This is a genomic window from bacterium, assembly GCA_013360215.1.
GTDB lineage: Bacteria > CLD3 > CLD3 > SB21 > SB21 > JABWCP01.
Genome location: JABWCP010000041.1, coordinates 1 through 18,026 on the forward strand (window position 1 = coordinate 1; position 18,026 = coordinate 18,026).

Here is an 18,026-nt window from a genome sequence, read left to right on the forward strand (position 1 = left end):
ATAACAATTACTGAATCAAGATACATCTTGTCGGTAGTCGTACTGTCCATTTTAAATCCTCCAACACTTACAATCTTAATTAGCAGAGTTTCGGATAACTATTTAGTATATGAATTGCGTTTATAGGGTACGTAGTCGAGTAATATGCGTATTGCGTAAAAGACGCCATTTTCGGGTAATATGCGCAATAGCGTTGAGGATGGTGGGATCACCCTCCCGTACGATACCCGTTTTGGGGTGGTCGGTGTACCAACGATCCAATGGGCTCTCTATTTTAGAAAGCTCGCGGCTGCTTACATGGGTATAAATTTCGGTGGTTTTGGAACTCTCGTGACCAAGCAACTCCTGTATATAGCGAATATCCACCCCCGATTCTAAAAGATGCGTAGCAAAACTATGGCGCAACGAATGTACAGATACTCTTTTTTGAATGCCGGCACGGGAAGCCGCGTTTGTAAACATTTGCTGGATCGAACGCACGCTATACCGACCACCATGGACTCCTTCAAAGAGATATTTTTTTGGCCGACACTGTTTGTAATAATCTCTTAAAAGCTTCAAAGCCTGATCGGATAAAATAGTAAACCGATCCTTTCCACCTTTACCATTACGAATATGAAGCAGCATACGTCTGGAATCAATGTCGTTAACGTTCAGGTTCACCGCTTCACCGACACGCAAACCCGAGGAATAGATCAAAAAAAGAACACAGCGATGCTTCATATTTTTGACGGAAGCAAAAATACCGCGCAACTCATCCTGACTCAGAACAACCGGCAAACGCACTGTAACGCGCGCACGCTGATATGCCAAATTCATTTTTTCGCGACCGAGAAAATTTTCAAAGTAACATTTGAATGCGTTGATCGCTTGATTTTGATATGACGGCGAAACACCCGCCGGAACCAGCACGTCTTGTATATACATAAGCATATCGTGTTCCGTGAGAGACGACGGCAAACGATCTTTGTAATGCGTGAAAAGACGCTTGAGCTGCATTTCGTAAGCACCCAAAGTATTGGAACTATACCGACGAAGCTTGAGCATTTCGATGAAAGCTTTCATGTAACCACCCAGAGAATTTATTGAAGAATAGACCCATCCCTGAAGAAACTTAACACAACGGTATTTTGAGGTCAAGAAAAAAAAAAGGAAATTGCGATCCACGTCAGCGATAAAACAAAAAGGCTTCATCACATATTGATGAAGCCTTACGTATTACGCTTAAAAACTAATTTAACTATGGTACTGCCGGCGCAGATTCGTCAGGAATTTTAGTTAATTTATCTTTTTCTTTACCAACAAGGTCTTTGAGTTTGGCGATCTTTTCTTCAGCGGCTTTGATTTTATCTTCTTTTTCTTTGAGTTTATCGCCTTTGAGTTGTCCGGATTTTTTCTTTTTTTCGACATTTTCTTTTGCCGTTTTAATACGCGCTTCGGTCGCGGTAATTTTCTCTTCGGCACCGGCTATTTTTTCATGCGCATTTTTACGCTTTTCTTTCATTTTCATTTTCGCATCGGCGGAGCGCATTTTTCCGAATTCCTTGCCGCTCATCTCGCCTTTGTTTTTCCCGTAGGCATTGCCTTTATTTTCTATATCATCCGCCTTGCCTTTTTCGCCCGGCTTTTTATCGTCGTTCTCTTCTTTTTCTTTTTTGGGTTTAAAACTTTCTTCTGCCGATTCGCGATTCTTTAGTTTATCGGCTTTTTCTTCTTTGTTTGTTTTGCCTTTTTCGGCGTTAGGATTTTGGGCCATCGCACGACCGGCGCTTAACGCGAGCGTGAGTACGGCCAAAACAAATAATTTTGCAGTGGTTTTCATGTTTTTATCCTCACGTTGCGGTTAAATGTCTTTGAGTAAATCGTCTACGGCTTTTTCCGTTTCATCTACCTGCTGTTGGAGATTTTCGGTCGACGCGTTGAGATCGTTGGCGACGGAATCAATCCGTACGGCTTCTTTGTGATCCAATTCTTCAGCGGAAGGTTTTTTTTCACCGCATGCCGCAATGCCCCACAAGGCAAGCACGGCAAGCATCATGATGTGCTTTCTCATATTTTACTCCTCGTTTAGTTATTTTTGGAGAGTCTATCCCAAAAACTCAAATCATATTACGCGTTGATATTGATCTAACGTCATCGTCCAAACTCTTTCGCCACAAAAACGGTCGCCCTCGGGGCAATACGGACGCATGCCCGCGCGAAGCCTTATACCGCACGGCGGTAAAAGCAGATTTCCAATCACGGGATTGACTTGCTGGATTTGTTGTGTTTCGTCCACCGATGCTCGCCAGATTTCTTCCTGCGCCAGATAACACAGGCGCATTGCCATTTTGTGATGCAGGTTTTGCAGATCTGCGGATTCCGTAAAACGTATGGCCACGGCATTGGGCAAAAGATACATTGCATTTTCGTCCGACACATGATGTGCACGCAGACGTGCGATATATTCCCATGTTCGCGTCATGACCTCGTCATAATACGTGTGAACGTTTGCGTCTTCCAAAATCAACGCCGGTGTGATGTAATCCGGCTCAGCCAAACGATGTGCCGTGAGAATAGGGCGTGAACCCGGCGTCATACGATGCCGCTGATCCTGCGAGTCGGCGGCATGGCTTATTTTTTTGCGAAACGTATAGTGTGCGTGCACCAACGAACGCGTTATTTTGGACATCGTTGTCAGGTTGAGCGATTCGCCGTACAATTTATTTTTCGAAGGGTCCAGCGCCAAAGCGATCGCATCCGCATCCGAGAGACGCTCACGGGTGAGACCCAACACTTCCCGCACACTTTGGGCAACAACGGCTTCGTTATTGATTTTGTAATCCACCAGTTTTGACATACGGCCATCAAGGCTCCGATCAAACTCGACAGCGAACGCTTTGCGGCCGGCGTCATCATAAAAATCCGGATGCGCCTGATAAAATAAATATTCCGGGGTTTCTTCGATGGGCAATGCTTCTTCAAGAATCGCTTTGTACATCGGGTCTAAACGTATCATCTCCTGCACCATCTGCTCGACGACGACGCGCTGTTCGACGGGCGTGTCCATCTGATTGCACAAGCGATAATATCGCAACAGTGTGATGCCGCTTACCGTGTGATACAAATACGAAAACGCCGCCACCGGTAAAACGTATCGCGCAATTTCCTGGCATTTTTTTTGAATTTCCTTCGCATACTTTTCGCGCACTTTGGCTCTGGCAGGAAAGCGCTTGAAATAGGCCGCCTCCGCCGACGGACGCAGCATCTCATTGAGTTTAAAATACGCGGCGGTTTGAAAGGCAATCGCTTCACGGTAAATCGCCAGCGCTTCACCCTCCAGCGCAGGTATCAAAAACGTATCGGGCTTGACTTCCACATACCGCTGACTGACCTGTTCCGAATTATAAAACGGATGGCTGTGTAAAAACGTCCACAAAAACTGACGGGAGACATTGGCCAATTCGAATTGGAAATACGCATGCGAGAAGACTGTGTGATGGCCGGCCTGATACACGCTTTGCGCGAGCGGTACATGTTTATCGGTGATCTGCTCGTCGCGAACAATACCTTTGGCCGAATAACACGTGCGCGCCGTAGCGATCGCATTTTGGAACGGCGTCGAAAACGATTTTGAAAGTACTACGTGCGGTTTTGGGGAAAGAAATGTATGCAATGTTTTAGCAGCCCTGTTTTGATTATTTCACTTCGATGTCGCGCCCGTTCACTTAACGGTTGCTCCAGTTCGGTTTACGTTTTTCACTGAATGCTTTTAACGCTTCGAGGCGATCCTCGGTCGGTATCACATCGTTGTAGCATTCGTTTTCGATCTCCAGCGCATTTTGCAGGCTCGTACCCAAACCCAAACGCACGGCTTTTTTGGCCTGTCGTACAGCGATAGGCGCATTGGCCAGTATCTCCTCTGCCAAGGCTTGCGCTCGCGTATGCAGTTCGTTCAATGCGCAAACTTCCATCGCCACACCATCGTGCAGGGCTTCCTGCGCCGTAAATACGCGTGCGGTGAGTATCCAGTGCAAGGCTTTCTGATATCCGATAAGTCGCGGCAAACGCTGCGTACCGCCGGCGCCGGGAATAATACCGAGCGCCGTTTCGCGTAAACCGGTTTTAACATCCTCGGAAAAAATTCGAAAGTCGCACGCCAGAGCCAACTCACATCCTCCGCCCAGCGCACTGCCGTTGACGGCTGCGATGGTCGGTAATTCGAGGTCGCCGATTTTGTGAATGGTACCACCGATGACGTAACGGACAAATTTTTTGACATCGGATTCGCTCATGCCCTGCCGTTCTTTCAAATCGGCACCGGCGCAAAAATTATCCAATTCCGAACGCAGAATCACAACACGCGCCGTGTCATCCTGTCGAATACGATCGCAGGCTTCGGATAACTCCCAGAGCAATTCACGATTGAGCGCGTTGACTTTGGGGCGGCGCAATCCGATGGTAATGATACCGTTATCGTTGGTGTAGTTTATATTTTGCATATGCACTTATTTTCTTGGTCATTCCTTGTTAGCGTTTTTTTAGATTCGCCGAAATCTCATCATTTATGTTCTTTTCTTTGGCTTGATACGAAGAAAAGAGCCAAAAGAAAATCACGGCAGCGGAGAAACCGCCATTTCAAAACGGTTCCTATTCGTATCTTGTTTGCTTTGAACAAACCATTAAATCCGGTGCATCGCTTTGAAAACGTCTTCATGTTGCGCCAGAATACGGATACCCAAAGTTTCGCTGGTACGTGCCAGATTTTCTTTGATGGTGCCAAAGGGGCATGCGGCGTTTTTGATATCCACGAGCATCATCAGCGTAAAAAATTCCTGCATGATTTTTTGGCTGACATCCAAAATGTCGCAACGGCAATCGGTGAGTGTCTGCGAAATATTGGAAATAATGCCGGGGCCGTTTTTGCCGAATGCCGTCACAATGATGCGGCCTTCGGTGCGATTGAGGTAACGAAACGTGCTGTGATGTTCCTGCACGTACCCTTTGTCGCCGTCAAGCCGACGAATTGCTTCCATGGCAACGTGTTTTACGGTTTCATCCGATGCTTGTGCGCCGAGCTGGCGGCGCGCTTCTTCGACGATCTTGCGGATTTCCTGTTCGTTCATCGTGGTTTATACTGTTATGGTTAAAAAAATGGTTTCCAGTTAATCGGTTTTGAGCTGAATACGCATCGTCGTACCCAAACCCGGGCGGCTTTCTTTGACAAATATTTTGCCCCGATGGTAATCTTCGACAATCCGTTTGGCCAAACTCAAGCCGAGGCCCCAGCCACGTTTTTTGGTACTGAAGCCGGGACGAAATACATTTTTGAAATTATCGGGATCAATGCCGCGTCCATCATCGGCGACGTCAATGTACACAGAATCTCCCGATTTACTCAAGGACAATTTGATAATGCCCTGGGGTTTTTCGATCGCGTCCACGGCGTTTTTGACTAAGTTTTCGATAACCCATCCGAGCAATTGAGCGTTGATAAAAATGGCCGGATCGCCGTCGTAATTTTCTTCGATGACGATTTGTTTGGTCTGCGGGAGACGGCGGCGAAAATACCCGGCGGTTTCCTGCAAAATCGAAACGACCGGCTGACGACGCAAATCCGACGCCGATCCGATCTGTGAAAAACGCGCCACGACACGATCCAATCGCCGCAGGTCCACTTCCATTTCCTGCAAAATCTTCATCGTACTTTCGCGTTTTTCAGATTGCTCGCGCAATAATTCGATCCAGCCCAACATGGATGACAGCGGCGTACCCAACTGATGCGCTGTTTCTTTGGCCATACCCACCCAGATCGAACGCTGCTCGCTGCGCTTGATATTGCTAAACCCGATGTATCCGATCAGAATAAACGCACCGACAAGGCCGATCTCAATATATGGAAGCCACGCCAGTTGGCGGATTAACCGCGTATCCGTATCGTAGTGAATATAACCGAGAACGTTTTGTTCGTACAAAATCGGCAGCGGCGTATTCAGCGCATCCATTTCTTTCATCACCGATGTCAGTTTTTCGCGCGTTTCCGCCGTCATCGTATCCCCGGAAACGCCGGGAATATTGCGCCAGGACAGCGGTTCGCCCGTGGGATCGGTATTGATGATGGGAAAATCAATGCGTTTGATGATTTCATCAAACATAAAGCTGTATTCGCCGTTGGGATCGCCTTCGCCGATATGCGCGATAAGATGGGTGTAGATGCGCACAAGGTGGCGTGAATCGCCGCGGAGTTTTTCAACGACGTACTGCGTATATAATACGACACCGAATATCATCAGTATCGCGACGGCGAAAAGGCCGCTTTTGATATTGATATTGAGACGGTATGGGTCGTACACCGTGCGTGTATTGCGGGATGAATCGGATGTTTCTTTTTTCACATCGGTTGGGTGTTAATTTTACCCGTCAGTTTATATATGAATCCGCGATCATTTCGGTTCGGCAAGCCTGCGGAAAACCCGCTCGCTAAGGCGCCAAGGCACAAGAAATATACTGATTAAAACTCAACTCTGCTTTGCGGCTTTGCGAGGATGTTTTTTTCGGTCGCTTCGTTGCACAATACCCGCTCGCTAAGGCGCCAAGACACAAAGTAATATACTGATTAAAATTCAACTCTGCTTTGCGGCTTTGCGAGGATGTTTTTTTCGGCCGCTTCGTTGCACAATACCCACTCGCTCAGGCGCCAAGATGCAAAGAATTATACTGATTAAAATTCAACTCTGCTTTACGGCTTTGCGAAGATATGTTTTTTATCGGTCGCTTCATTGTGCAATACCTGCTCGCTAAGACGCTAAGGTGCAAAGTAATATACTTAAAAATTCAACTCTGCTTTGCGACTTTGCGAGGATATGTTTTTATCGGTCGCTTCGTTGTGCAATACCCGCTCGCTAAGGCGCCAAGGTGCAAAGTAATATACATAAAGATTCAACTCTGCTTTGCGACTTTGCGAGGATGTTTTTTTCGGTCACTTCGTTGCGCTATACCTGCTCGCTAAGGCGTCAAGACACAAGAAATATACTGATTAAAATTCTACTCTGCTTTGCGACTTTGCGAGGATATGTTTTTTATTGGTCACTTCGTTGCGCAATACCCGCTCGCTAAGACGCCAAGGCATAAAGTAATATACTGATTAAAATTCAACTCTACTTTGCGACTTTGCGAGGATATGTTTTTTATCGGTCGCTTCGTTGTGCAATACCCGCTCGCTAAGGCGCCAAGGTACAAAGTAATATACTGATTAAAATTCAACTCTGCTTTACGGTTTTGCGAGGATATGTTTTTTATCGGTCGCTTCGTTGCGCTATACCCGCTCGCTAAGACGCCAAGGCACAAAGTAATATACTTAAAGATTCAACTCTACTTTGCGGCTTTGCGAGGATATGCTTTTATCGGTCACTTCGTTGCGCATTAATTATCGGCGCTTACAATGACGAGCGCATCGGAAATCGGGCGCTCTAATCCGCTGTCCGAAGGGCGATTGACCAAACGATCACGAATAAGCATGGCTGTGGAACCGCCGCCATCAAGATTGGAGGCCGATTCGCAACCGAGCGCGATCATCAAGTCGGCCAGTTCCGTCAGGTTCATACCCACGCTGTAGTTAGCTTGCTTGCCGTCCACGCATACCAAAATCAGTTTTTTTCTTGCTTCGGAATAGCCGATCGCCGTGCGGGCATTGGCATTGCGTGCAAATTCTTTATTGAGCAATGCGCCGTCGAGAATACTTTTCTTTTCCCGAACGAGCACCGGATAAGCACCGATCAATTGGCGCAGGTCTCTATGCGGCAGGCCGCTTTCCATATCAATACGCACGACCATACCCGGGCGCATGCGACGAAGCCGTTGCATATTGGCCGCGCCATGCCCGCTCAAAATCCAGGTGGAATCGTCCAGCGGATGATCGCCTTGGGCCGAATCCACTTCGCGTACGATCGCTTCGATCGGCCGATCCCATGCTTCGGGAATTTTTCTGACGCTCAGCCGGACTTCCGTGCCGAAATTATTGGTTGCCGTCGAGCGGCCATAATAATCATTGTACAAAATAATTTCATTGTCCAGGCGGGGACGGTTAACACCTTGCACGGAAGTTACACGTTCACCCGTGGCTTTGAAATGCGCACTCGGACGAATCGCTTCAAAATACACGCGACCGCTTTGTGTGAATCCGACCGACGACCATATCTCCGCACCGTTTTTGATCCAGACGCCATCGCTTACCAACGCACCGGAAGGGCTTCCTTCCTGTGAAAAAAAATCTCCATTGATCGCGGCAATAGTTCCGGGTATGGAAGCCGCTACTTTGGTAAGGGGTTCGGTGTCATAGATATGATCCCCGGCTTTGACGGCTTTGACTGTCCACCGCGTAGAAGGCCAATCTAACTCGAGAATGTGAATCGTATTGGGTACGGCATGCTGGATGATGCGGATGTATTTCAATTCCGAGGCGATTTCTTCCGCTTCGCGGGTTTCCCCGCCGGTACAACCGCTCCCCCCCGAACAAAGTATAATCCAAAGCGGTAACCATTTTGCAAATTTCAACATGGTGCAAACATCGTTAATCGAGAGATTTCTTGCAAGCGGAATATCATGCCTTCGGCGGGAAAAGACGGCATCCGATCAAGCAAGTGCTTTGACTACGATTTTTCCCTGACCGATGAGTAACTGGATCTGCTGGAGTATGTCCGGCGTCGGCGTGATTTTGTAGCGGGACACTTTGTAGTGGGCGATGATGTTTTTTTCGGGAAAATCCAGACAGAGGACGACTTCGCAGGACGTTGCAGGATTAGCCGATTGGGCTTTTTGTAAAAGCGCGGTGAGGTTATCCAAAATACCGTTTTGGAGAATGTCCTGTGCGATGTGGATCTGCACGCGGGAGCGGATGCGCTGATAGGTTTCCCCGATGGGGTATATCCCATCGCAGATAATACTCGGCGCTTCGTTTCGTATCGAGACTTTACCGGTCAGCATGACCACGTGATCTTTGCGCAGCATCGGCTGGCATTCTTTCATCACACTGGCAAAGACTACCGATTCCATTTTTCCGCCGAACGTTTCGAGCGTCACAAATGCCATCGGATTGCCTTTTTTATCAAAGATCTGGCGCATCTCGGCGATCATACCACCGAGGCGAATAGGTTCACCTTCGCGCAATTCGTGCTCGTCATCAAAGTGGTAGGTGCTAAACGCTTCGATCTCCGCACGGTAACGATCCAGCGGATGACCCGACGCATAAAATCCCAACAGTTCTTTTTCTTTTTGAAGCATCTCGGCATGCGTCCAGCGCGGCGCTTCAGGCAAACCGATCGCGGCGATATCCACACGCGATTCCGACTGGACGGCCTGACCGAAAATATCCACCTGATCGGAATTGGCCTGCTGTTGCATTTTTTGGCCGTAGCTCAACGCTTTTTCGATAGCCAAAAACATCTGTGCGCGGTGGCCCGTGAACGAATCGCAGGCACCCGCCTGAATCAGACTTTCGAGAACTTTTTTATTGACCAATCGCAGATCGGCGCGCTCTGCCAAATCGAAAACGGATTTGAAACGGCCCGATTTTTCGCGTGCCTGCAGGATGGATTCGATCGCACCGAGACCCACATTTTTGACCGCACCCAGACCAAAACGGATATTATTGGCTTTGACATAAAACTCCGCCATGGATTCATTGACATCCGGCGGGAGCACCTCCACGCCCATATCGCGGCACGCATGGATGAGAACGGCGATGCGGTCCGTATTGGCCATTTCACTGGTGAGGACGGCGGCCATAAATTCGCCCGGGTAATGGGCTTTGAGGTACGCCGTCTGGTACGCTACGATCGCGTACGCTGCCGAGTGGGATTTGTTGAATGCGTAATTGGAAAACGGAACGAGGATTTCAAATATTTTTTCAGCCAATTCTTTTTTGTAACCGCGGGCGACGGCGCCATCCACCCATTCGGGTTTGATCTTGGCCAGTTCATCCGGTTTTTTCTTGGACATGATACGCCGCACGACATCCGCTTTGCCAAGCGAAAAACCGGCCAACTCCTGCGCGACTTGCATCACCTGCTCCTGGTACACGATAACCCCGTAGGTGGATTTGAGATACGGCTCCAGATTGGAATGAAAACAGTCCACCGGTTCTTTGCCGTTTTTCCGGGCGATATACTGGGGGATGAATTCCATCGGCCCCGGACGATACAAAGCGTTCATCGCGATCAGATCGTCTATCGTCGTGGGTTTGAGTTGCTTCATGTATTCGGTCATACCCTGGGATTCAAACTGAAAAATCCCGGTGGTTTCACCGCGCCAAAACAGATCGAACGTCTTTTTGTCATCCAGCGGAATGCGGTCAAAATCAACATCCACATTGTAATTTTGGCGAATTAGTTTTTTGGCATCTTCCAAAATCGTGAGCGTCGCCAACCCGAGGAAGTCCATTTTGAGCAGCCCGATTTTTTCCACCCAGTCTTTGTCAAACTGGGTCGAAATTTCGTCCTTGGCGGATTTGTAGATCGGCACCAATTCGCGCATGGGTTTGGGTGTGATCACGACACCGGCCGCATGAACACCGGGCTGGCGAATCAATCCTTCCAGCGACCGCGAGACATTGATCAGCGAACGCATACGTTCGTCTTCATGCGTTTCCAGCGCTTTCATTTCGGGTACTTCGGCGACCGCTTTTTCGAGCGTGATGTCCAACCGTTTGGGAATCATTTTAGCAATGCGATCGGCTTCGCTGAGCGGTATCGTGAGCGCCCGCGCCACATCGCGGATGACACCGCGTGCGGCCATCGTACCAAACGTGATGATCTGCGCCACATGATCGGTACCGTATTTTTGCTGCACGTATTCGATGGCTTTGCCCCGATTGCGATCATCAAAATCAATATCGATATCGGGCATGGAAACACGTTCGGGATTGAGGAACCGCTCGAACAGCAACTGATAGCGCATAGGATCCACGTCGGTGATACCGATGGCGTACGACACGAGACTGCCCGCGGCCGAACCGCGGCCCGGACCCACCGCCACTCCCATCTGACGCGACGCATTGATAAAATCCTGCACGATGAGAAAATATCCAGGGAAACCCATTTTGGCGATCATGGCCAATTCGTAATCCAACCGTTTTTGTGCATCTTCGGAAATCGTTTCGCCCATTTTTTTGCGAAGCCCGGCGTTGGCCAAATGCGCGAGGTACTCATTTTCCGAAGTAAATCCTTCCGGCAATCCGAAAACGGGCAATTGGGATTTACCAAATTCCATTTTAAAGGAAATTTTTTCCGCCAAGGCGAGCGTGTTTTCGATCGCCGAAGGAACATCCTTAAAGAGATTTTTCATCTCTGCGGGTGAACGGAAATAAAACGTATCGCCGGGATACTTGGGACGCGTCACATCGGTGATGGTTTTACCCGCCTGAATACAAAGTAATATTTCATGCGCCGTAGCATCTGCTTTTTCACGGTAATGCACATCGTTGGTAGCGATCATCGGGATATTCAGCTCTCGGGATAACCGCTGCATGCCGTCATTGACCACCGCATCTAACGCCAGTCCGTGCCGCTGAATTTCGAGATAAAAATCACCTTGAAATATTTCCAGATATTCCAGCGCCAAAGCTTTGGCTTCCTCGTATTGCCCGTGCATCAGACGCTGGGGAATTTCTCCTTTGAGGCATGCCGATGTACCGATCAATCCCGCGGCATGCGCGCGAAGCAGGGTTTTATCAATACGCGGTTTATAATAAAAACCGTCCATGTAACTCTGCGACGTCAGTGCGACTAAATTTTGATAACCCTGCTGATCTTTGGCGAAAAGCACGATATGATAGATGAGTTTGCTTTTTTCCAACCGGTCGGGCGCGAGGTAAGCTTCCATACCGATGATGGGCTTGATGTTTTTGGCTTTGGCCGCACTGAAAAATTGGGCCGCGCCAAAAAGATTGCCGTAATCGGTCAGCGCCAGCGCTTTCATCTGATGCTGCTCGGCGGCTTGTACGAGGTCATCCACCGGACAACAACTGTCCAGAAGACTGTAATCGGAATGATTATGAAGATGTATGAAGTCGGACATCGGGTCAGGATTAATTTATTGGGAAGACACCGTAAGACAAAATAAACAATCCCGCCAAAAAACAAAATGCGAAGTTGATTCAACTCCGCATTGGATGGGATCTTTTCGATGGGGCGAGCGACGGGGCTCGAACCCGCGGCCTTCAGGGCCACAACCTGACGCTCTAACCTGCTGAGCTACGCCCGCCATGAAACGTGCCGAAGATAGTGTACCGCATTTATATTTGCAAGGGGAAATTGGGTTTTATCAATCTCTATGAACTTATTTCAGCACCTTGTATGCTATGTGGATTAAATCCAATCATTACTTTCTTTGCCTTGATGTCCCGTCCTCTGGCGGGACAGGCACCACTGTGGTTATTGATATTGGTAAACCATACAGGTAACGAAATCCGTGTCGTGCTACCGTTTCCGCTCGTCAACCAATCGGAAAATTTTACCAATATCAAAGAAGTAGAACGCGGGTATGCGCTGGGAACTTTTTTTCTGGTGGTGGGAACGATTGGCGTACTGTGGCTATTTGTACAACATGAATCTAGCGGCTATTGACGCGGTCGTCTTCGCCCCAATGCAGTTTGCCGCGCAGCACATCAAAAAAATTGCGCTCGCCGAAACGCACAAGATGCACAAAGTGTTTTGCTTCACGAATCGTTAAGGTATCGTTGTGCGAAAGTTCCGCTTCGACGACCCCGTCTATAGAGACAAGCGCGCGGTCTTCGGAACGCAACGTCAATCGCACGTCGTGTTCGGAATTGATCACCAAAGGCCGCATGGTGAGCGTGTGCGGGCAGATCGGATTGACGATGATCGCTTCGATCGTCGGGCTCATGATGGGCCCGTTGGCTGAAAGCGAATACGCGGTCGAACCCGTCGGCGTCGCGATGATGAGTCCATCGGCAATATAATTATTGAGAAACGCATTATTGACATCCACGCCGATTTGGATCACGCGGCCGTCATTGCCACGCATGATCACGGCATCATTGAGCGCGTAAAATGTGCGCATACCGAGCGTGATCTCCAGTACCATACGTTTTTCACGCGTATATTTGCCGTCGTGCAGGCGCTCGATCGCATGATGCAACTCTTTCGTTTCGATCTCCGTCAAAAAACCCAATTTTCCGACATTGACGCCGAGGATCGGTTTTTGTGCGGTACCGACCATTTTGGCCGTGGAGAGCAAAGTGCCGTCGCCCCCAAAGGATATCAGAACATCCGACGCTTCGACGAGCGTGCGCGTATCGGCAAACACCGTTTTGTCGGAGGTACGGGCGCGGATAAATTCTTCCGCATCGGTATTGACCATAAACTTGTAATGCCGCGCGGTAAGCCACTCCAGAAAATCCGGAAGCATGGCGATCACACTTTCTTTTTCCGTATTGATGATAATTCCCAGACGCATGTCAAACTCCCGTTTTAACTTCAGGCTGTGCTTCGCCGGTCGGCATCGTGTGGCGAACAAACGAATAAGCGAGCTCCAGCAATTCATAACAATCATCTACCGACGGCATGTACTTGGCAAACTTGGCCAGATCGCACACTTCCAGCATGCGGCGCAATACCGTGACTTCGGCGTCCGCGATGACCTTTGACCGTTTTAAAGACGGTATGAGTTCGGATGTCGTCGTCTCCAGCGCAGGTACGCCAAATTGTTTTTCGATATAGGTACGAATGATGGTGGACGCTTCGCTATGCCAGAGTTTCATATCGCCGCGCTCCGGATAACCGCTGATTTTCAAAGCATCCAGCGCCTCGAGCGCCGCTTCGTGCGGTTTTTTGGGAATCACAACCGGTTCGGGTTTCGGTCGGTTTTTTAATTCCTGCCGCTTTTTGTACCAACGGTAAATCAGCCACGCCGCGCCCGCCAATACACCGATGGTTATCAGGACATACAGTGCGATCAACCACCAACGCACTTCGCCGTAAAAAATCGGCTTCTCCGGTTGGATATCGGTCATCGCACTGTCTAATTCCGAACGAATAAAAATCGTCTTATCGTTCGCCCGCAGAAAAAGCGTATCTTTACCGATCAGATAACGCAGCGACGGCCCGGGAATCGCAATCGGCTCGAGTTTGAAACCGGATAAGATGTACTGGATTTTTTCTTCCCGTGTACCGTCTTTGGTTAGGGGTTCCAAACGCCGAATCTGTACCACTTCCGCATCGGAAAAATCAGCCGCCGGTTCGCCAATGGGTACGGATGTATCCGGCACGCGGATATTGAGTTCATACACAAAATTTTCACCGATCGCGACAGTATCCCGGTTTGTACGCGCCGTCACCGACACGTCCGACTGGGCTTGCAACGGCGCCGCCGCAATGATCAAAAGTGCGTATATTTTGGTATTAAATAAATTTTTCATAAGCGCGGCTAATGTATAAAAATTGATATACAATGGCAATGCAAGGCTTTAAGTTCGGATATATTCGGATCGGCTACAAAAAATGCTGTTCGTTTACAAATCCGTTCGATGCCATGCATACCGGTGCAATGTAAATCGTTCTAAAACGGGATCCCACGTGCGCTCTATCCATGTACATCGCCCGGTATGATCTTCCATAAAAATCGTCGTGGTGCGCGTACCGTAATTAGGCATCTGAATAAATACCGGTGACAGTTTGCGTTCCCACTCGATACCTACCCCGGTCACCGGCAGATCTTTGTCCGGCGCAGTTTCGAGATCGGACATCATATCCATGATCGCATCCGTATCGGGTTCATTGCTACGCAAAATTTCCGAAAATCGTTTTTTGGTGCGGGCGACTTTGGGCCACGGTGTATCCAGACGATGATTACTGAGACCGTAGATACCCGGTTCAACCCATGACCAACCGGGTTGCGTATTGGTGACATACGCCATACGGGACGGATCGGCCACGATGAGATTGAAGCCGTTGTAGGACTCGCCTTGGGAAACTACGGCATGCACATATTTATCCGGCGCTTCCTCGGAGCGCAGAAATTGTTCGACTAATCGCCCGCGTGTCGTAGCGCGTTTTTTTTCAGAACTCGGATCCCGAAAATTGGTAATCACGGCAAATCGTCCGCCGCGCGTCACGCCCATCCACGTACCGCCGCCTTGCAAATCACGTCCAGCAAGTAGGCTATTATGATCCGCCCACCACTTCGAAACTTCCGTCGGGCGCGCGTAAAATTCGTCCCTGTTGGCGGCGACGATCAGGCGGTATTGGGGATGGGCTGCTAAAGCCCAGACAACAAGGCACATGGTCAGGCCGGATATTTGGGGTGGTGCATAATGCGGCGCATCTGCGCCTGATGATGCCGGAGGTGATCGTATAAGAAATCCAGCATTTGTTCACAAGTGCGTTGCCCGGTGATCGGGTGATAAAAATAAATCGCTCCTTCGGTTTCTGATGTGATGGTTTCAAGAAAATTTTTCATCACGTCACGCACCGCATCCCAACGTTGCACGCACATCGCTAACGACATAACTTCTTGTGGCAGTACGGATTTGACCGGCGCTTTGACCCGCATCCCCATACGAAACGTCAACCAATAAGCCGGCAGACCGATGATTTTAGGTAAAACGGTTTTTTTATGAAGAATGGCTTCCCGATGATGCAATTGTTTGACCATGCCTTCCTCGACTAAAACCAGATGTTGCAATACATCCAGTGCATGCCACGCATCGAGTTTAGGTCGCCAATGCGATTGATGTTCATTCATAGCCTGCACACAGGTCACAAAATAAGTTTTGTTCGCCTCAATGCGGGACCATTTGGAAGATAATATTGAGATCATTGGTTTTGTATGTTTTGCAGTTAAGTAATCATACGATTATATTGCGATATAATTAGGATTGAAAGTATTTTTTTGATTACGCGATTAAAAACTTTATTGATCTCGCTTGCCCTTATTGTCAATCTTTCGTGGTATGGCTGCGAATCGTATCAATGGCATAAGGAATTACCGATCCATACGCGCATTGATTTTGAGGGTAATGATTTTTTGCAGTCCATGCATCGTACATCCGATGAAGGTTTTGTCATCGTCGGCCGATCCGATAGTTTTAGAATAACTAACGAAATCGTAATAATCCGCCTTGATGCGGCGCTTCGCATGATTTGGACCAAGGCGTTAGGGACTTCCGGTAATGATTCGGGGATGGATATCGTTGAAACTGCCGACGGTGGATTTCTTGTTGTCGGTTCGTTGCGTACGACGACGGGGCAATTTGATGTTTTACTCGCGCGACTTTCTCATCAGGGTGATGTACTCTGGACCAGACTGTATGGCGGCTTCAACAATGAAGAAGTCCGTCGAATTATAAAAATACAAGCGAATAAATTTGCCATCTTAGCCAATACATCCAGTTTCGGCGCGGGAGGAAGTGATATTTGGGTTTTGACCGTTAATTCCGACGGCGATAGCCTGGGGTCTTATACGTTTGGCGGGACTACTTCTGAACGCATGTTGGGAGCAACGGCAACCTCTGATGGTGGTTTGGCTATTACCGGATATATCAGTGATGAAACATATGATGCATTCATACTTCGTGTATCTTCATCATTTCAAACAATCAATTTTACACGCTATGAAAGCCTTCAACGCGATGAAGGTCTTGACATCAAAGAACTACATAACGGTGATTTTATCATCACAGGGCGAAGCAACAATGTGCGCGTACCCTACATCAATTATGATGCGCACGCATTTCGCGTCAAGCCCGACGGTACAATGGAATGGTCGAAGCGTTTTGGTCGAACTAACTACGATATTTTATCCTCAAGCGTATTGTTAATTGACGAAAGCATAATCGCCGTCGGCCACTCATACCACATCAGCCCCAAATTCGAACTTAACCAACAAATGCTCATTGCACGTATTTCGTCCAAGGGAGACACGCTTTGGACACGTTCGCTTGGCGGCAAATATGCCGATGATGCTTTAGCTATTTTACCTTTGGATGACGAACGTTTCTTGGTTGGAGCTAATACCAATAACACTGAGAAACGCGATACAGGTATCGTATTATTTATTATAGATAAAGATGGCTTTGGCAAGCCTGAATAAATTTGATAAGCTAACTTAGGCGTCCGTTCCAAAAAATCAAAAGAATAACAATCCCAAGCACAAAAAAGTTGTTTCTTAACCTATTAATTCAAAGGTGTAGATAAAACGATTCATAAAAACCAATTAGATGTAGTATTTTGACTTTTACCTGATCTTACTTGATCGTTTTATTTTCAGTACGACTTTTTTGAACATCGCCCTCTATTCGCACAAATTAATAATAACCGAAAACCGATACACAAAGAGTTGTTCAATTTATCGTCTACTTGGATAACATTTGTTTCATTGATTTAATATGAATTTCTTTCAAAACTGTTATTTTTAGGAATGACTTTGGAAAGCGTATTTATTCAATTCTACGTTATTGAGATTTCAATACTGTATGACTTCAATAACCTATCTATTGCACTGAGGTATTAAGTCGCTGTATATGATGAAAATTATTATAAAAAACTTGTAATATTTTCACTACAGTTTGTACCTATCTAAGGAGTTAGCACTAAACCTTTGAATTTACTAATGCAACGGGGTACTCTATGTCACGCCCAACATGGTTAACAGTTATTACAACGATCAGTACTATTGCAGTCTTGTTACTTCACTACTCCACGGCTCAGAGCGGTATTGACGCCAAGACCCGCCTCAAACTCAAACTACGTAAACCGGATATTGTTGACATCAAATTCGTCAATGCCGGTAACTGGCGTTACGCCATGCGCAATCAGGGTTCATTTATGTATGACAGTCCCGATAGTGATGGTGATGGCAATAATGCCGGAGGAATATTTCCACGTGGCTCAGATGTTAGTATCGTCTTTGCCGCCGGTGCATGGATCGGTGCACTCAAAAATGGTATCCCTGTCGTGAGTGAGACACAGTTCGGTACCGAGTTCCAACCCGGACAGATTCTCAACTCCGGTTTGTCATTTTATGATCTGGAA

General features: G+C 47.9%; 16 protein-coding genes and 1 tRNA gene. 3 read left to right on the forward strand and 14 right to left on the reverse strand.

Annotated features, from left to right (window positions below):
• Positions 1-120 precede the first annotated feature (120 nt).
• From HUU58_15335 to HUU58_15380, 10 genes are all read right to left on the reverse strand, one after another.
• Complete coding sequence (locus HUU58_15335; protein NUN47047.1) at positions 121-1,065, reverse strand: tyrosine-type recombinase/integrase; 945 nt, start codon at positions 1,063-1,065, stop codon at positions 121-123.
• Positions 1,066-1,240: 175 nt separating this feature from the next.
• The gene (locus HUU58_15340) at positions 1,241-1,822 is read right to left on the reverse strand and encodes a hypothetical protein (GenBank protein NUN47048.1); all 582 of its coding nucleotides are present in this window, start codon (positions 1,820-1,822) and stop codon (positions 1,241-1,243) included.
• Positions 1,823-1,843: 21 nt separating this feature from the next.
• Positions 1,844-2,053: a hypothetical protein gene (locus tag HUU58_15345; protein ID NUN47049.1), complete on the reverse strand. Its 210-nt coding sequence runs from the start codon at positions 2,051-2,053 to the stop codon at positions 1,844-1,846.
• Between the two features lie 51 nt (positions 2,054-2,104).
• Positions 2,105-3,655 carry an FAD-dependent thymidylate synthase gene (locus HUU58_15350; protein ID NUN47050.1) on the reverse strand — a complete coding sequence of 517 codons (1,551 nt, stop codon included), beginning with the start codon at positions 3,653-3,655 and terminating at the stop codon, positions 2,105-2,107.
• Positions 3,656-3,707: 52 nt separating this feature from the next.
• Positions 3,708-4,481 (reverse strand): enoyl-CoA hydratase/isomerase family protein, encoded by a 774-nt coding sequence (locus HUU58_15355; protein ID NUN47051.1) that lies wholly within the window; start codon positions 4,479-4,481, stop codon positions 3,708-3,710.
• 180 nt (positions 4,482-4,661) lie between these two features.
• Complete coding sequence (locus HUU58_15360) at positions 4,662-5,105, reverse strand: ACT domain-containing protein (protein ID NUN47052.1); 444 nt, start codon at positions 5,103-5,105, stop codon at positions 4,662-4,664.
• A 39-nt stretch (positions 5,106-5,144) separates the two neighbouring features.
• Positions 5,145-6,374, reverse strand: a complete 1,230-nt coding sequence (locus tag HUU58_15365; GenBank protein ID NUN47053.1) for an ATP-binding protein — start codon at positions 6,372-6,374, stop codon at positions 5,145-5,147.
• 1,027 nt (positions 6,375-7,401) lie between these two features.
• Positions 7,402-8,535, reverse strand: coding sequence for a phosphodiester glycosidase family protein (locus HUU58_15370; GenBank protein NUN47054.1), 1,134 nt, complete (start codon positions 8,533-8,535; stop codon positions 7,402-7,404).
• 75 nt (positions 8,536-8,610) lie between these two features.
• Positions 8,611-12,051: a DNA polymerase III subunit alpha gene (dnaE, locus tag HUU58_15375; protein NUN47055.1), complete on the reverse strand. Its 3,441-nt coding sequence runs from the start codon at positions 12,049-12,051 to the stop codon at positions 8,611-8,613.
• Positions 12,052-12,160: 109 nt separating this feature from the next.
• Positions 12,161-12,237, reverse strand: a tRNA-His gene (locus HUU58_15380).
• A 92-nt stretch (positions 12,238-12,329) separates the two neighbouring features.
• Here HUU58_15380 and HUU58_15385 point away from each other — a divergent pair.
• Entirely contained in the window at positions 12,330-12,599 is a 270-nt protein-coding gene (locus HUU58_15385; protein NUN47056.1) for a hypothetical protein, read from the forward strand.
• Here HUU58_15385 and HUU58_15390 read toward each other — a convergent pair.
• From HUU58_15390 to HUU58_15405, 4 genes are all read right to left on the reverse strand, one after another.
• A complete protein-coding gene (locus HUU58_15390) occupies positions 12,586-13,452 on the reverse strand; it encodes an NAD(+)/NADH kinase (GenBank protein ID NUN47057.1) in 867 nt (288 codons plus the stop codon). The genes HUU58_15385 and HUU58_15390 overlap by 14 nt on opposite strands.
• Position 13,453: 1 nt before the next feature.
• Positions 13,454-14,413 (reverse strand): hypothetical protein, encoded by a 960-nt coding sequence (locus tag HUU58_15395; GenBank protein ID NUN47058.1) that lies wholly within the window; start codon positions 14,411-14,413, stop codon positions 13,454-13,456.
• A gap of 93 nt (positions 14,414-14,506) precedes the next feature.
• Positions 14,507-15,277 (reverse strand): NRDE family protein, encoded by a 771-nt coding sequence (locus HUU58_15400; GenBank protein ID NUN47059.1) that lies wholly within the window; start codon positions 15,275-15,277, stop codon positions 14,507-14,509.
• A gap of 2 nt (positions 15,278-15,279) precedes the next feature.
• Positions 15,280-15,813: a DinB family protein gene (locus HUU58_15405; GenBank protein NUN47060.1), complete on the reverse strand. Its 534-nt coding sequence runs from the start codon at positions 15,811-15,813 to the stop codon at positions 15,280-15,282.
• Between the two features lie 72 nt (positions 15,814-15,885).
• Here HUU58_15405 and HUU58_15410 point away from each other — a divergent pair, with 72 nt between their 5' ends.
• Both HUU58_15410 and HUU58_15415 read left to right on the forward strand, forming a co-directional pair.
• A complete protein-coding gene (locus HUU58_15410) occupies positions 15,886-17,085 on the forward strand; it encodes a hypothetical protein (GenBank protein NUN47061.1) in 1,200 nt (399 codons plus the stop codon).
• 536 nt (positions 17,086-17,621) lie between these two features.
• Positions 17,622-18,026: hypothetical protein (locus HUU58_15415; protein NUN47062.1), on the forward strand; the 405-nt coding region annotated here is incomplete at its 3' end.

Excerpts from the sequence above, each read along its gene's own strand:
- dnaE (NUN47055.1), bottom strand. The coding sequence starts at position 12,051 with ATGTCCGACTTCATACATCTTCATAATCATTCCGATTACAGTCTTCTG.
- HUU58_15355 (NUN47051.1), bottom strand. The coding sequence starts at position 4,481 with ATGCAAAATATAAACTACACCAACGATAACGGTATCATTACCATCGGA.
- HUU58_15335 (NUN47047.1), bottom strand. The coding sequence starts at position 1,065 with ATGAAAGCTTTCATCGAAATGCTCAAGCTTCGTCGGTATAGTTCCAAT.
- HUU58_15390 (NUN47057.1), bottom strand. The coding sequence starts at position 13,452 with ATGCGTCTGGGAATTATCATCAATACGGAAAAAGAAAGTGTGATCGCC.
- HUU58_15405 (NUN47060.1), bottom strand. The coding sequence starts at position 15,813 with ATGATCTCAATATTATCTTCCAAATGGTCCCGCATTGAGGCGAACAAA.
- HUU58_15395 (NUN47058.1), bottom strand. The coding sequence starts at position 14,413 with ATGAAAAATTTATTTAATACCAAAATATACGCACTTTTGATCATTGCG.
- HUU58_15345 (NUN47049.1), bottom strand. The coding sequence starts at position 2,053 with ATGAGAAAGCACATCATGATGCTTGCCGTGCTTGCCTTGTGGGGCATT.
- HUU58_15400 (NUN47059.1), bottom strand. The coding sequence starts at position 15,277 with ATGTGCCTTGTTGTCTGGGCTTTAGCAGCCCATCCCCAATACCGCCTG.
- HUU58_15360 (NUN47052.1), bottom strand. The coding sequence starts at position 5,105 with ATGAACGAACAGGAAATCCGCAAGATCGTCGAAGAAGCGCGCCGCCAG.
- HUU58_15385 (NUN47056.1), top strand. The coding sequence starts at position 12,330 with ATGCTATGTGGATTAAATCCAATCATTACTTTCTTTGCCTTGATGTCC.
- HUU58_15370 (NUN47054.1), bottom strand. The coding sequence starts at position 8,535 with ATGTTGAAATTTGCAAAATGGTTACCGCTTTGGATTATACTTTGTTCG.
- HUU58_15340 (NUN47048.1), bottom strand. The coding sequence starts at position 1,822 with ATGAAAACCACTGCAAAATTATTTGTTTTGGCCGTACTCACGCTCGCG.